13 protein-coding genes are annotated in these 15,055 nt (G+C 34.4%); 1 reads left to right on the top strand and 12 read right to left on the bottom strand.

The window, feature by feature from the left end; genetic code table 11:
- Window positions 1–6: 6 nt before the first annotated feature.
- From ACQY44_RS20725 to ACQY44_RS20690, 8 genes are all read right to left on the bottom strand, one after another.
- Window positions 7–2,838: an AsmA family protein gene (locus ACQY44_RS20725; protein ID WP_428232178.1), complete on the bottom strand. Its 2,832-nt coding sequence runs from the start codon at window positions 2,836–2,838 to the stop codon at window positions 7–9.
- A gap of 90 nt (window positions 2,839–2,928) precedes the next feature.
- Window positions 2,929–3,780 (bottom strand): MlaD family protein, encoded by an 852-nt coding sequence (locus ACQY44_RS20720; RefSeq protein WP_428232177.1) that lies wholly within the window; start codon window positions 3,778–3,780, stop codon window positions 2,929–2,931.
- 25 nt (window positions 3,781–3,805) lie between these two features.
- Window positions 3,806–4,588 carry an ABC transporter ATP-binding protein gene (locus ACQY44_RS20715; protein WP_428232176.1) on the bottom strand — a complete coding sequence of 261 codons (783 nt, stop codon included), beginning with the start codon at window positions 4,586–4,588 and terminating at the stop codon, window positions 3,806–3,808.
- Window position 4,589: 1 nt separating this feature from the next.
- Window positions 4,590–5,348: an MlaE family ABC transporter permease gene (locus ACQY44_RS20710; protein WP_428232175.1), complete on the bottom strand. Its 759-nt coding sequence runs from the start codon at window positions 5,346–5,348 to the stop codon at window positions 4,590–4,592.
- 257 nt (window positions 5,349–5,605) lie between these two features.
- Window positions 5,606–6,850 carry a beta-ketoacyl-ACP synthase II gene (gene fabF, locus ACQY44_RS20705; protein ID WP_428232174.1) on the bottom strand — a complete coding sequence of 415 codons (1,245 nt, stop codon included), beginning with the start codon at window positions 6,848–6,850 and terminating at the stop codon, window positions 5,606–5,608.
- The gene (locus tag ACQY44_RS20700) at window positions 6,850–7,407 is read right to left on the bottom strand and encodes a TetR/AcrR family transcriptional regulator (protein WP_428232173.1); all 558 of its coding nucleotides are present in this window, start codon (window positions 7,405–7,407) and stop codon (window positions 6,850–6,852) included. The genes fabF and ACQY44_RS20700 overlap by 1 nt, the downstream gene beginning before the upstream one ends.
- A gap of 206 nt (window positions 7,408–7,613) precedes the next feature.
- A complete protein-coding gene (locus ACQY44_RS20695; RefSeq protein ID WP_428232172.1) occupies window positions 7,614–9,890 on the bottom strand; it encodes a glycosyltransferase in 2,277 nt (758 codons plus the stop codon).
- The gene (locus ACQY44_RS20690) at window positions 9,871–10,929 is read right to left on the bottom strand and encodes a pesticidal protein Cry7Aa (RefSeq protein ID WP_428232244.1); all 1,059 of its coding nucleotides are present in this window, start codon (window positions 10,927–10,929) and stop codon (window positions 9,871–9,873) included. Before ACQY44_RS20690 ends, ACQY44_RS20695 begins: the two co-directional genes overlap by 20 nt.
- Before the next feature lie 264 nt (window positions 10,930–11,193).
- On the opposite strand from ACQY44_RS20690, the gene ACQY44_RS20685 reads away from it, so the two are divergent.
- Window positions 11,194–11,355, top strand: coding sequence for a DUF1328 domain-containing protein (locus ACQY44_RS20685; RefSeq protein WP_428232171.1), 162 nt, complete (start codon window positions 11,194–11,196; stop codon window positions 11,353–11,355).
- Window positions 11,356–11,472: 117 nt separating this feature from the next.
- Here the strand turns inward: ACQY44_RS20685 and ACQY44_RS20680 are convergent, their stop codons facing one another.
- The 4 genes from ACQY44_RS20680 to ACQY44_RS20665 all read right to left on the bottom strand — a co-directional run bounded on the left by ACQY44_RS20680 (window position 11,473) and on the right by ACQY44_RS20665 (window position 14,619).
- Window positions 11,473–11,979: a DinB family protein gene (locus ACQY44_RS20680; protein WP_428232170.1), complete on the bottom strand. Its 507-nt coding sequence runs from the start codon at window positions 11,977–11,979 to the stop codon at window positions 11,473–11,475.
- 269 nt (window positions 11,980–12,248) lie between these two features.
- Window positions 12,249–12,629, bottom strand: coding sequence for a DoxX family protein (locus ACQY44_RS20675; RefSeq protein WP_428232169.1), 381 nt, complete (start codon window positions 12,627–12,629; stop codon window positions 12,249–12,251).
- A 583-nt stretch (window positions 12,630–13,212) separates the two neighbouring features.
- Window positions 13,213–13,950, bottom strand: coding sequence for a GNAT family N-acetyltransferase (locus tag ACQY44_RS20670; protein ID WP_428232168.1), 738 nt, complete (start codon window positions 13,948–13,950; stop codon window positions 13,213–13,215).
- A 63-nt stretch (window positions 13,951–14,013) separates the two neighbouring features.
- Window positions 14,014–14,619 carry a Crp/Fnr family transcriptional regulator gene (locus ACQY44_RS20665; protein WP_428232167.1) on the bottom strand — a complete coding sequence of 202 codons (606 nt, stop codon included), beginning with the start codon at window positions 14,617–14,619 and terminating at the stop codon, window positions 14,014–14,016.
- Between the last annotated feature and the right edge of the window lie 436 nt (window positions 14,620–15,055).

Here is a 15,055-nt window from a genome sequence, read left to right as displayed (position 1 = left end):
TTGAATTTAACTTTTACGTTTAGTTACCTTTTTACTTACTTTTTCTTCCCGAATAACCTTGTTGTGTTTTTCATCATAAACAGCATCATCAATTTTTTGACCTGTTTTGCTAAAGATTTTAATTTTAGGAGCATCGTGTGTTCCAGTAATAACAATTGGAAATCCGATAATACCAAAAGGAGGTAATCCCAATCGCATTCGTAAATCTAAAAGTCCGTCAAAACTCGTAGTTCCTTTTATGGTAGGCTTAAAACTGGCCACACTAAAAGTGAAAGGTTCGATATGAATTAAATTATTATCAATAGAGGAATTAATTTCTATTCCTTTTAAATTAGGATTATCCAGACCTTTTTGACCGGTTTCTGAACTGATACCGTCAAATAATTTTAACCCTTTGATTTTTACATCACGTAAATTCAATTTTCCGCCACCTTCAAGAGATTCGTAAATGGGCCCCATATTTCCGTTTAAATCTCCTTTGATGTTATAATCGACAGAAATAATTCCCTGTGCTTTTTCTGCCACTGTTACCATATCATGAAACATCGGAATTTCTTTATAAGCTCTCTGAACACTAAAATCTTTGGCTGTAAAATGAGCATCAAAATGAGCAGATGTTGGTGATTCGTCTTTATATGTAGCGTCGACTCCCAGCAAACAATCGATAATATTAAAAGTGGCATTTTGCAAATAAAATCCCTCTTTTGTAATTCCCACTTTCCCGTTAAGTTTATTTAAGACCAGTCCGTTATATTCTACCTTATCTGCATTTGCGGTAAGGGCAACATTTAAATTTTTTGGAACAATGACAACTCCGCTCATTTTTGGATGATCTTCTTTGGCATATTGTACCTCAAGGTTACGATCTGTATTTTCACCTTTTTTAAGGGCCATAAATTCATCGACATTGATCAGTTTCGATTTCATATTGAAGTTACCGCTCAAAGTTCCGTGTGATTCTAAGAAATAGTTGATGGTATTTAAAAGATAGCCATTAATAGCAAAATCAGATTTTCCATAAGAGGCATCAAATCTTTCGAACCACATTTTTTCATTCTGAAAACGAAAATTTCCCTGTTTGATAAAAAAGGCTTTCGGAAACAGTTCTGACGTTGCTTTAATATTTTTTAATACAATTGTTCCCCGATTATCCAGTTTATCATATTGTCCTTTTGTGGCGTAACTTTGTTTTCCTTTAAGCGAAAGATCTGCTTTGGCATAACCCGTTACGTCCAGTCCTTTTTTAGAAAAAACCTGATAAATGCGGCCCACGTTCAGTTCTCCTTTTATTTTGGCATTATAAGCCAAATCACTAAAATCAGAAAGCGTAGCATTTACATACATTGGGTTTCCTTCAAAAACAAAGGAGGCAGGAGCAACTGCAACAATCAAATCCTGAAATGTTCCGGCCTTGTTCAGTACATTAGCTACAAAAGTAATGTCTTTAATGGGGTTGGGATAAGAATCTGTTTTTAACCAACCGTTGTGTAACGCAATTCCGCCAATAGTTTTAGGGAATAACTTTTTAGAGGTACTAAAAACACCTTTGGCTTGTATATTGGTTTTTAAAATTCCTTTTAAATCAATACTCGTTAAACCCAGTGCAGCATCAACTGTAGCTAAATCCAATGCGCCTTTTACGCTCGCATCAACGGTCATTTCGTTAAATCCTCTACTACGCAAATAAGCAGTAAAATAATCTTTTTCGCCCACTTTAAATTTAAAAGTGTCCATATTTATTATTAGTTTTTCAATATCGAGTGAAGGCAAAACTGCATTCAGATTCATCTGAAAATCCGTTAATGGGGCAGGGGCATTTTGGTAATTTATGGCACCTTTGTCAATTTTTAAATTAAAAGCCAGATCCGGTTTTTGTTTTTTGGCAACATTATAATTTCCTCTAAAAGTAAAAAGCAAATCACTTTTTCCTGAGATTTCAGTTTCATCCATCCAGGTAAGATATTCCGGAGGCATGACAGAAAACAGATCTTTTAAAGTCGTATTTTCAGACGCGGCTTTGATATTGATTTTATAACCATCTCTTAGAATGGTGAATAAACCTGTAAATTTTAAAGGTAATTTGTTGATTTTTAATTCGTTTTTTTGAAGAATAAATGAAAGGGCGTGGGTATTAATTCTCGTGATCAGATCAGCACGAACTTCTTTTTTTCTAAGATAAGCGGTTCTGTCGTAATAGAAATCGACATTGTCAATTCGGGCGTCGGTATTTAAATCAAAAATATCTTCACTTAGATTTCCTTTTCCAATATAATTGAAGCCTTTTGCATCTACCAGAATTTTAGCCGAACGATCGTTGTATTTTACATGGCAATCTTCAAGATCAATTCGTTCTAGTCGAATGGCTGTGCCCTCTTCAGGAGCATTTGGATCATCTGGCTTTTTGTCACGATCTTCAGGAGCAACATAAATGTTATAATTGGCCTGCCCTTTTTGGTTGACCATAATATTTATCAAGGCTTTAGAAACGTATAATTTATTAATTTTTACTTCATTGTCAAAAATCAATCTTTTTAAATTAATCCCAAAAGCAACCTGCTCTGCTTTTAGCAAAGTATCATTACGAAACGGTGCCGAACCTGTAAGTGATAAATCATCCAGAGAAACGGTTAAAGACGGAAAATGAGTAAAAAAGGACAGTCTTGATTTCGAAAAGTCCAGTTTGGTATCCAGTCGTTCGTTCGCAATTTTCTTTACCTCGCTGGCTACCGCTCCGGGAAAAACTAGCGGAATCAAAAATAGTAATAGCAAGATACTTGCTATTACTATTCCTGTTACTTTTAGAATTTTAAGGCTTATATTTTTATATGAAGTTTTCATAAATTATGAAGATTATGTAGAATCAAATTTTACCACATCAAAACGATGTTGTTATGTGTTAAAAATAATTTGATTAAGTGTTTTCTTGTATTATTTTCCTTTTTCAGCTTTTTTAGCATCTTCTTCTTTTTGCTTTGCCTGTTTTTCCTGTTTTTCTTCTTTTGCCTTATCTGCTTTTTCAGCTTTTTCTTTTTCTATTTTTTCGGCTTTTTCTTTTTCATCCTTAGCCTTTTCTTCTTTTTCTTTTTCAGCTTTTTCTTTCTGTTTTTCTTTTTCTTTCTCTTTTTTCTTGTAATAGCCTCTAAATAAAAAATTACTTTTTGCAGCCTGCATATTATCACTAAAACCTTTTGTACCGGATTCTAAATTAGAAAGTGTGTTAGAAACGCTATTGGCCATTTTATCATCACGAACCAATCTTGCAAGAGCTCCGTTGCCGTTATTCATACTGTGGCTAAAAATGGCAATCTCATCAGAGATGACAGCAACGTTATCGACACTTTTTTTAACGCTTTTCATAATATCATTCATTTCAATTCCGTTGACAGAAGCTATGGCTCCGTTATTTTCAACCACTTTTGTCGATTTTGCACCAGGAGAAATCGTCAGTACTTTATCACCCATCAATCCGTCAGAGCCAATACTGGCACGGGCATCGGTTTTAATAAATTTTCGAACTTCATCTTTGATGACCATTGATACCACAACCGAAGAATCATTGATTAACCTGATTTCTTCGACCGTTCCGATATTAATTCCTGAAAAGCGAACATTATTTCCCACTTCTAAACCGCTTACGGTTTTGAACTGTGAGGTGATGTTGAATGTTGAACCAAAAAGATTTTTTTGCTTCCCAATAAAGTAAATTGCCATTATAAAAAGCAATAAGCCAATTGTTACAAACATTCCTAATTTCCAAGTATATCCAGATTGCTTATCCATGATTTCTAGTTATTTATTTTTAGTATTATTGAAAAAAAGAACGAACCCATTCGTCTTCGTCTTTTTCTAGTTCTTCATATGTTCCTTCTGCATGTATTACTCCTTCTTTTAGGACCATAATGCGGTCAGCGGTTAGCTTTGCACAAGCCATATCATGTGTAATAATGATCGAAGTCGTTTTGCGTTTATTTTTGATATCGACAATCAATTCGCTTATTTCACGGGATGTTATCGTGTCTAATCCGGTTGTTGGTTCATCATACAAGATAATTTCAGGTTTGAGGATTAAAGTCCTTGCGAGACCAATTCTTTTTTGCATACCTCCGGATAATTCAGAAGGCATTTTATCAATAGCATCGCTCAATCCTACATTGTCTAAAGCTTCTACAACTTCACTTTCAACTTCCTCAGCACTTAAATCTCTTTTGTGTTTTTTTAAGGTAAATGCAAGATTTTCTCTCACCGACATTGAATCGTATAAAGCGCCGCTTTGGAACAAAAATCCAATTCGGACTCTTATTTTATTCAGTTCCGGTTTGGTGAGATTCAGCACGTTTTCATTAAAAACTTTTATTTCGCCCTTGTCAGGTTCAATTAAGCCTACAATGCATTTTATGGTTACAGATTTTCCTGATCCTGAACGTCCCAAAATCACTAAATCTTCGCCTTTATTGACAGTAAGATTTACCCCTTTTAAGACTTCATTATCAGCACCAAAAGTTTTGTGCAAGTCTTTTATCACAATGATTGGCTCTTGCTTTTTTGCTTTTGAAGCTGGTTTCTTAATATTTTCTTTTTCCTTAATCATCTTAAAAAAATAAATCGGTTATTTGAACAGCGACCATATCAATAATAAAAATGGCTAACGAAGCCGTAACTACCGCAGAGTTCGCTGCTTTACCCACACTTTCAGTTCCGTTTGAGGCATTAAAACCTTTATAACATCCAATCATTCCGATAAAAAATCCGAAGAAGAATGTTTTAATAGTAGCCGGAATTAAATCCAGAAATTCAAGTGATTGCAGAATTTGTGTCAGGTAACGATAGAAATTTACATCGCCATGAATGTTAATACCTACATATCCGCCGACAATTCCGATAGCATCAGCAAAAAATACCAATATCGGAACCATTAAAGTACAGGCTAAAATGCGTGTTACTACCAAATAGTTATAAGGATTAATAGCCGAAACTTCCATGGCATCAATTTGCTCCGTAACTTTCATTGAGCCTAATTCGGCACCAATTCCGGATGAAATTTTACCGGCACATATAAGTGCTGTGATCACCGGAGCAATTTCTCTGATTAACGAAAGGGCTACCATTCCCGGCAACCACGATTCGGCTCCAAATTTTACCAAAGTGGGTCTCGATTGCAGTGTAAGGACCAATCCCATAATAAAACCGGTTATCGCCACCAGTGGTAAAGATTTATAGCCAATAACATAACATTGTTTCAAAAACTCCTTTGTCTCATAAGGCGGAACAAAAACCTCCTTAAAAAACTGCTTTGCAAACATTGCTGCATTTCCTATTTCTGTGAATGTATTTTTTAAAGTAAGAATCAAAATACTATGTTTTAAGTTAAATCAAATGAATGAAAACCAACTGTTTAATACTGTAGTGTACCCTTTGATTAGTGTAGATTAAAATTACTTTAGAAGTACTGAAAAAATCTTACACAACTTTTTAGGAAGTTTATATAATTAACATAGTCAAACACAATAAAGAGAATAATGTGGCGTTGTGCAGCAATTGTTAAAAACAAAAAACTCCCTTAAAAAAAAAAAAGGGAGTTTTATTTAGAATAGACAAGATTGCTACATTATTCTGTAAATTTTTTGAAGATTGAACTGGCAATATGTCCACCAAAACCAAATGTATTGCTCATCGCATAATTAACAATTCTTGGTTGGGCTTTTTCAAGAGTCAGGTTAAATTTATTTGCAAATTCTGGTTCTATAGTTTTCGTGTTTATTGTTGGAGGAACTATGTTTCCCTGAACCGCCTTTATGCATGCAATGGCTTCAATAGCACCGGCTCCACCAAGTAAATGGCCGGTCATTGATTTTGTTGCGCTGATATTTGCATTCGGGTTTATACCAAATACTTTTTCCATGGCTTTAAGTTCGCTCAAATCTCCGGTAGGAGTAGAGGTGGCATGTGCGTTAATGTAATCAATTTCATCCGGTGAAATTTCAGCTTCTTCAAGAGCAAGTCGCATACCAAGAATCGCACCTGCACCATCCGGATGTGTTCCTGTTAAATGGTACGCATCTCCGGCTAATCCGCCTCCAACAATTTCGGCAAGAATTACAGCGTTTCTTTTTATCGCATGTTCGTAGCTTTCTAATATAATGGCTCCCGCACCTTCACCCAGAACAAATCCGTCTCTTGTAGCATCAAAAGGGCGCGACGCTCTGGTACAATCATCATTTAATGTAGACAATGCTTTTGAGGCGTTAAAGCCGCCAATAGAAGATTCTGTAATCGAAGCTTCAGACCCGCCACTAATAATCAGATCGGCCTTGCCCCAGCGAATGTAATTGAAGGCATCAATAATGGCAGTATTACTGGCAGAACAGGCAGAAGCCGTGGTATAATTAATACCGCGAAGCCCGTATTTTATAGAAATAGCTCCTGAAGCAATGTTGATAATTCTCTTTGGAATAAAAAACGGACTGAATCTAGGTATTCCGTTGCCTAATTTAAATTCTGCTATTTGTTCTTCAAAAGTAGAAACTCCGCCATCGCCTGAACCCCAGATTACGCCAATTCTGTCTTTGTTTAGCGAATCAAAATTAATATTGGCATTTTTTATCGCTTCATCTGTTACATATAATGCATATTGTGTAAAGAGATCGTATTTTCTGATTTCGTTTTTTTCAAAGATATTCTGAGGATCAAAATTTTTAACCTCACAGGCAAATTTGGTTTTGAATTGTGAGGTATCGAATTTTGTTATTTCAGCTGCGCCACTAACGCCGTTGATCAAAGAATTCCAATATTCTGAAACGTTATTTCCTATAGGAGTTACTGCTCCTAAACCTGTTATTACTACTCTTTTCATTATTTATGATGTCTTAATTCTGTTAATATAGTTTCTTTTACTAATTCGAAATCGTTATCATTTGTAAGTCTTGAAAGCTGTACAATGGCAACCATATTGGTAATAATCATTATTGCTTTTGTTCTGGGGGCCATTTGAAAATCGAATATTTTGAGTTCTTTTCCCTCAATCAGGATTTCAGTTATCCATTCGATTACGATTTTAGCAAATAGTTGTAGTTCTTCTTTTATAGCATTGTCTAGCGTATTTAAGTCTGTTGCTAATGAGCCTACGATACAAACTTTATTCTCCAGTTTTATTTGTGTCTGAACTGCTAAGAATGCTTCCAGTTTTATTTGTGGAGATTCGTTAGCTACTTTTTTCTTTAAGGCTTCAGTTCTGGCAATATGTTCTTTGATCGTAGCTACACCAAGATCTGATTTTGTCGGGAAATGATAATGAATCGAAGCTGTTTTTATGCCTATATCATTAGAAATGTCTTTGAAACTAAAAGCGTTATAACCTTTGTTTCTAATAAATTGATCTGCTTTGTCTATAATTACTTCTCGCGTTGTCATAGCAATATTATTTTTTAGTAAATATACTACCTATTAGTAGATAGGCAAATTATTTATTGTTTATTTTTAATTATCTAAAAATTTGATTGCGTTTATTTGAGGACAAGAAGCGGTATTTCTAAAGCGATTAAAACAAAAAATCCCTTCGTTAAAAGGGATTTTTAGGGTTCAATAGTATATTTAGTTAGAAATATATGTCAAATCAATTATGAATTAATAGCAATTCCTGTTTTAGATTTCTGCAACGGAATTACTTTAACTTCAGATAATTTTAGGTTTTCCATTAATAATCTCGCAGTTAGAAAACATACTGTAGATTCAGCTCCCTGGTTTAAGTTGACATTTTCTTTTTCAAGTCCGTCATAACCACCACCACTAATGGGGTTGTACATAATTTGTCCCAAATGATTTTTTCCTAAAAACCAATCGAAGGCCATTTTCATTTTTTGCTTGTATTCCGGAGTTCCAAAAGCGCTATAGAATGAATTTAAGGTATGTATCGTATACGCCACATCAATAGGTTGCTCGCCGTATTCGTTTGCTTCTGCTTGCGAGTTTCTGTGCAACCAACCGTTATTAGAGATTACTTTAAAATTTTTATCTGTAAACATTTTTGACATCAAAAAGTCAAGCGAATCCAAAGCTACTTTTTTATAAATAGGTTTGTTGGTCGTTAAAAAAGCACAAAGCATGGATTCCGGCAAAATTCCGTTTCCGTAAGTCATATAGTTTTCAAACCATTTCCAATCGCTTGAAGCGTGAATTTCATAATTAGAAAGCAATTTTGCATTTAGTTTATTAATGATCGCTGCTACATATAAATTAGGAACGGCTGTATGGTATAAATACAATCCTTTTGTTGCAAAACCAATTGAACGTGGCGATTGAATACCCTCAGCCCATTTTAATGCGTTTAGTAAACAGTTTGATGCTTTTTTAACAATAGTTTCAGGCAGAATTTCAGTGTTGGCCACTACAGTTCCTAAAGCCCAAATAGCTCTTGCATTAGAATCTTCTAAATTTACTTCGGCATTTTGCTCGACATGTTCGCGGTTTTCCTGATCGACATAATTGATGAAGTCTCCTTTTGGTTGCTGACAGCGTATAATAAAATCCAGATAAATTAAGATATAAGCTAAATCTTCTTTATCCTGTGTTAGTTTGTAATGCATGCAAATCGCAATTAAAGCGCGTGCATTATCATCTAATGTATAGCCAGAATCAAGATCCGGAATCGATATTTTACTGAATTGAATGATTCCTAAATCAGTTGTCATTTTTTTGATATGATCCAATTGAATCGATGGATAACTGTACTTTACTTCTGATTGACTTTCAAAAAGTTCTTTGTAAGTATTCATGTGGGTAATTGCTGCATTTTCCCAAGACGAAGCAGTGGTTTTTCTGAAAGCATTTATTCCCATTTCTTCTCTTAGATTATCATCTGATAACAATTTAATGGCTGCATCAGAAAATTGATCTACATTTCCGATATCTACTAATATTCCGGAATCCGGAGTTAAAACTTCTAAGGTATGAGGTATTTTAGAAGCTACGATAGGACAGGCACAACTCATTGCGTAAGAGAAAGTGCCGCTTACAGCCTGATTAGGATCTTTTGATGTAAATAAATAAATGTCTGTTGCTTTTAAATAATCTAAAAGTTCATTCGTATCCAGATATTCATTGATAAAACGAACATGATCTTTTAAATTTAAATCATTTACAATACCTTCCAGTTTGTCACGATACGCATCAACACCGTCAACTATTAAATTAGGGTGCGTTTTGCCAATAATTAAATAAAGTGCATTTGGCGTGTTTTCGATGATTTTTGGCATTGCCTGTAAACCGGTCTCGATATTTTTTCCTTCACCTAAAAGACCAAAAGTAGCTAATACTTTTCTGTCCTGAATATTAAATTTTTCTTTGGCTTGCTGCGGTGCCTCATAAATTACAATGTGAGTTCCGTGTGGTACGTACGTAATAATTTCTTCTTTAATATCATAATCGCTAATCAAAATTTCTTTAGACTGATTCGTCATTACAAAAACCGAATTGCTGTACGAAAGCAACAATTTTACGAAAGTTTTCAATTCGTTATTGGGGTTCGGAATCACACTGTGAAAAGTGTAAGTCACGGGTTTTTTGATCACATTTAGAAAATCTAATAAATAATCTCCATAATTCCCTCCAAATAAGCCAAACTCGTGTTGGATATGAACCAATTTTACTGATTTATCTTTATTGATTGCTTCGGCAACTTTGGTGTATTCTTCTTTGTTTTTTGTGTTTAAAGTGTAGGCTTGCGTAGGCTTGTCTTTTGGTTTATCGACTAATTCGCAAATTTGACAAGTAATTGATTTACCAAAAACATCTGTAATTCCTTTTATGGTATCCTGAGTGTATGTTGCAATTCCACATTGTGTTGGAGGAAATGTAGAAAGAAAAACTATTTTTGATTTATTTGAGATCGTTTTCATGGGTATTCTTTTTTAGTTCTGTTAATAAGTCGATTAAGTTCAATGAAGCTACCGCAATTTTGTCATCGGCAGCACCGTAATAAATATAGAGGCGGTCGTCAAAAATGGCTGTCCCCGTTGGGAAAACAACATAATTTACATAACCGTGTCGTTCGTAATATTCTACTGGTGAAATAATTGGTTTTGGCAATCTGGCCAATACTTTCTGAGGATTTTCGAGATCCAGTAAAACTGCTGAAGCATGATACACCAATCCTTTTTCACGCTTTTCTGCCGAATGGTAAATTAATAACCAGCCATCAGCGGTTTCAATAGGAGGGGCACCCGGGCCAATATGACTTGTTTCATGATCATATTTGGGTTCCATCACAATATGATCAGGCAGGTTTTTCAAATATTCTTTCCAAAAGTCTACTGTTAAATCTTTCTTTTTTTCGAAAGTAAATATTTGAATGGATGGAAATAATCGATGTAAAGCCACGAATTTTCCATTAATTTTTTTTGGAAAAAGCACTACATTTTTATCCCACACATATAAATTCTCTTTTAACGTTTCAGTCAATGGATAATGTCTGGCAACATTAAAAGACAGAATTTTGGCAATGCCCGGATTTTGCAAATGGTTTCTAATAAGATTAGTAAACTCATTTACTATAAATCGGGGCGAAATAATTCCTTTCTTTTTAAAAGTCTTTAAATTTTTAGATGTAGCTAAAGCGGCACAGGCATTCAAACCATCATACGTAACATAAGTCATATAAAAAAGATCACCAATTTTTGTAATTCGGGGATCTTCTACACCATGAATTTCATAAATGTACTCCGGAGAAAATATAGGCTCTGTATTTCTTTCTGCTAAAGTTAAAGGTCCTTCTAACCGACAATAACCAATAGTTGAAAAATTACCTCTTTTGGCAGCTCTGTAAAACAGATGGACATTATTCCCATCTTGATACACGGCAGGATTCAAAACGCCCAATTCTTCGAAAGGTCGCTCTGTTTTTTCTAAAATCACACCATGTTTGGTAGCCAATTCCATATCTCTAAAAATTTTATCTAAAATTACTTTACGGATGTAGGCTTGATTGATCCAATCGATCAAAAAATTAACTCAAAAGCACTTATATGGGAATTCTGTAATGAAAAGAGGGAATTATAAAAGTACGTCAAATTTTTGATTTATAGTCGATTGCGATAAAAAATTAACGTTTAGAGTTAAGGAGTATTGTATAAATTGAGGAACTTTGAGTAACAATCAAATCAGACTTTAAAAGTCATATTTATAAACTTAAAAATTAAGATTATGTTACGATGGACAGTCACATTTATAATTCTGGCTATAATTGCGGGAATTTTTGGTTTTAGCGGAATTGCCGCTGGAGCAGCTAGCATTGCAAAAGTTTTATTCTTTATATTTTTAGTATTATTTGTAATTTCATTAATTACAGGAAGAACAAAAGTTTAGCAATTATTTTAAAATTAAGAAATAAAAAAGCGACATCTTTTATGTAGAGATGTCGCTTTTTTATTTAGGTTTCAGGTTGAAACTGTAATTAAAAAACAGTTGGCAATCTAAATGATATCAATTTTTGATTTTCTGTTGGATGTTTTGCAATTGATGAATATGTCTTTTGGTGTGAAGAATGGCAAAGCTAACCAATTCATATATGGTTAAATTTCCTATTCCGGGGATTTCAAAATCCAAACAGGTTTGTGTTAAATCATAATTCACGGCGATGTCAAGAATTTCCTTTTCGATTTTATGAAGTCTGGAGAGCAATTCCTTTTTTTCATATTCTTTATTTTCGGGATAGATAAAATCAGGAGAATTATATTTAGTTGTAAAATCGAGAAAAATCCCTTCAAGTACCGCAACCTTTTCATCCGGAACTCCATTTAGTTTTTGAGTTTTCCCATTGCAAATCTGATAAAAACCTGATGTTGCTTTTATAATGTGTTTTGTAACTTGTCCGGCAGTCCAGCTGCTTTCAAAGGGAACTACATTAATTTGGTTTTGTTCGAAAAGAGAAAGTGTTTGATATAATTGTTCAAACGTAGTTTTAATTTCTTGTTGGAGTTCCGATTTCATAATACTCAATGTTAGTTTTTCTTTATTTAGTTATCGTAATTGCGTCGGCTTATAAAAGGACTTCACAATAAAAACCGTGATTATTAAGGAGCGCAATAACTCTTTTCTTTGAGATCGATACACTACGGATTCGTAGAATTTTATCACAATCTTCCAAATCAAAATTGATAGTGCTGTCTGGAAAATGTTCAAGAAGTTTTTCGATAATCATTTCTGATTGCTCTATTTTCTCAACATTTGTTTTAAAAACTTCGATCATCGTTACACTATTATAAAGCGATATTTTTATAGCGCTCAATTTTATGATAATAGTGGTAAGAAATGGCCAAAATCACCAAAAAGATTAAAGGGAAGAAGGATTGAAAATGAAGTCCGTCAACGGCACAATGGCTTATTGAGGCAAATATAAAGTCGAATCCAAATCCAGCATAAGCCCATTCTTTTATATTTTTCGGAATCTGTGGAATGATCAGCACCAATACGCCCAGGATTTTAAAAACGACTAAAGCATTCCCGAAATACTCAGGATAGCCTAAATGTCTGATTCCTTCTTTTGCCATTTCGGTTTGCGAAGTTAGTGCCGGCATTACACCCTCAAATAAGAAAATAATGATGGTAGTAATCCAAAAAATGATTTTTGCTTTTTTCATAGGTTTGTTTTTTAAGTGGTTATCAGTTAATGTATTACAAACTTACAAATGTTATTTTTTTATCGAATAGTTATTTGCGACTATTTTAAGGTCATTTAGGACAAGTTTTTAATTTTAGATTTTGGAGGGTAGATTTTAGATTTTTTTTTGGAGTAAAGAGAATAGAATAAAGAGAATAGAATAAAGAGAATAGAATAAAGAGAATAGAATAAAGAGAATAGAATAAAGAGAATAGAATATAGAATTTATTAAAACTGAGTTTGCGTTGATTCCTGTGATAAAATCAAGTCTTTTTTTTAGGAGCTAATCCCGCTATCCGTTCCAATCTTTTGTGGCGAACACCGCCACAAAAGGATTTCCACTTCTATCGGGGCTAGGACAATCATTTTCATAAGAATGTTTTCGGATAGTTTGTAATCCTGAGGAACGAAGGATCACACCAGTAACTCCGCAATCTGAATCGCCAATCTTTGTAGAATCCCGCGTGAGATCGTTCGTTCCTCACGATGACAAGATTGCGAATATAAAAAAACCGTGAATATCCGCGCTTTCGCGAAGCGAACCCGTGTGACCCGCGTGCCATTTATTCAGCTTTCAAAACATAATTCTTAATCACAAACAAATCTTCAAAACCTAACTTTGTATAAATGGCTTTTCCCATAGCAGAAGCTTGCAGTAAAGCATATTCGGCTTTTAAATCGATAGAAAGATTAAGCGCGAATTTCATGACTTCTTCGGCAAAACCTTTTCTGCGCATTTCAGGAATTACGCCAACGCCATGAATTCCCATAGTATTGCCAGTCTGAAAAAGCATAAAAGTTCCGATGGGCTGATTTTCATTAGAAACCAAATAGAAATGAACATTTGTATAATGTTGAATCAGGATTTCTTTACTGATTACATAACCAAAAGCGTTAGGATATAACTCTGACCAGATTGTAGCATCTTGTTCATTATCGATTTTCTTAAAGCTAAGATGATGTTCTAATTTGAATTTTTGATCTAGTTTTAGAGCCATTGCAACCTGCTCCGTTTTTAATGAAAAACCGTAAGCTTCAAATATTTCAAAAGACTTTGTTCCGAAGATATTCCAATACGGTAAAACCAAACCTGAATTCGTTTGCATGTTTTTTATAATCTCCGGTAAATCTTTTTTGGTGACATCTTTGCGTAGCCACAACTTATTGGGCCAGCCGGAATTTTCGATTTTGCAATATTCGAAAATATCGTTTTTATGATAGGATAGGAAAGGGGTTCCGACGGTTTTCCAGAAATCGGTTAGGTTATTAATATTGTCTTCGATGAGGTTTATATTTTTCATTTTGATGCAATTGAGGAACAAAGGTAACTTTAGATTTTATCAGAAACCTTTACATAGGTTGATTTATAAATCTTTTTCCAGTGATTTCCTGATTCGGCTCAATTGGGTTGGAGTAATCCCTAAATGGGATGCAATATGCAGCAATGCGATTCTCTCTGAAATATCAGGATGTTTAGCTAACAGATCGAGATATCTTTCGGTTGCATTTTCCATCACTATTGAGATTTCCCTTTGTTCTTTTTCGATGACCCAATTTCTCTCTAAATAGGCAATATAAAAGTTTTTCAGATCATCGTTTTGAAAAATCAGTTCTCGGTATTTTTTATAATTAATATTAATCAAAATGGAATCTTCGAGCGCTTCAATAGCAAAATCAGAAGGAGTTTGCTGAATTAAGGAAGCGGTTGAACCTGCAAAATCACCTTCAAGAAAAATATTCTTATTATAAATATTACCGTCGGTATCAGTTATAAAAGCCCGTAAAGCGCCCTTGCCAACAAAGTGAATTTCTTTTGCAATTTGTCCGTTTCTTAAAAGTAATTCTCCTTTTTTTATTGATTTTATCTCAATGTTATTTTCGATCAATTGCCAGGATGTTGTTGAAATAGGAGCATAACTTTCGAATTTCAGTTTTAAATCGTTGAGGTATTTATCGTGATGGAGTGTCATTTTTAGTGAAGTTTTTTTCGGCTTATCAAAAGTAAAGAAATAAAGTGTAATGGCACGCGGATGACACGGATTCACTTCGTGAAAGCACGGATAAAAACGGATTTTTTTATTCGTAATCTTGTCATCCTGACGCAGGAAGGATCACACACGAAACTCCGCAATTATAATCGCCAACCTATGTCGAGCCTCTTGCGGAGATTCCTCGTTCAGAATGACAAAAATGAGAGCAAAAAATGAGAGCAAAAAATGAGACGAAAAATCCATGTAAATCCGTGTCATCCGTGTGCCATGACAAAAGGTTGCAAATAAAAAAATCCGCGTAAATCCGTGTCTTTGCGAAGCAAATCCGTGTCATCCGCGTGCCATGAAAAAGCCATTCCAAAGCAAAGCATAAAAAAACGCTGCAAAACCTAAGTCTCACAGCGTTTTCATCTCA

Source organism: Flavobacterium sp., assembly GCF_965277525.1.
Lineage (GTDB): Bacteria > Bacteroidota > Bacteroidia > Flavobacteriales > Flavobacteriaceae > Flavobacterium.
Note: the sequence above shows the minus strand (reverse complement) of the source record. Positions and strands in the feature narration are given on the sequence as shown.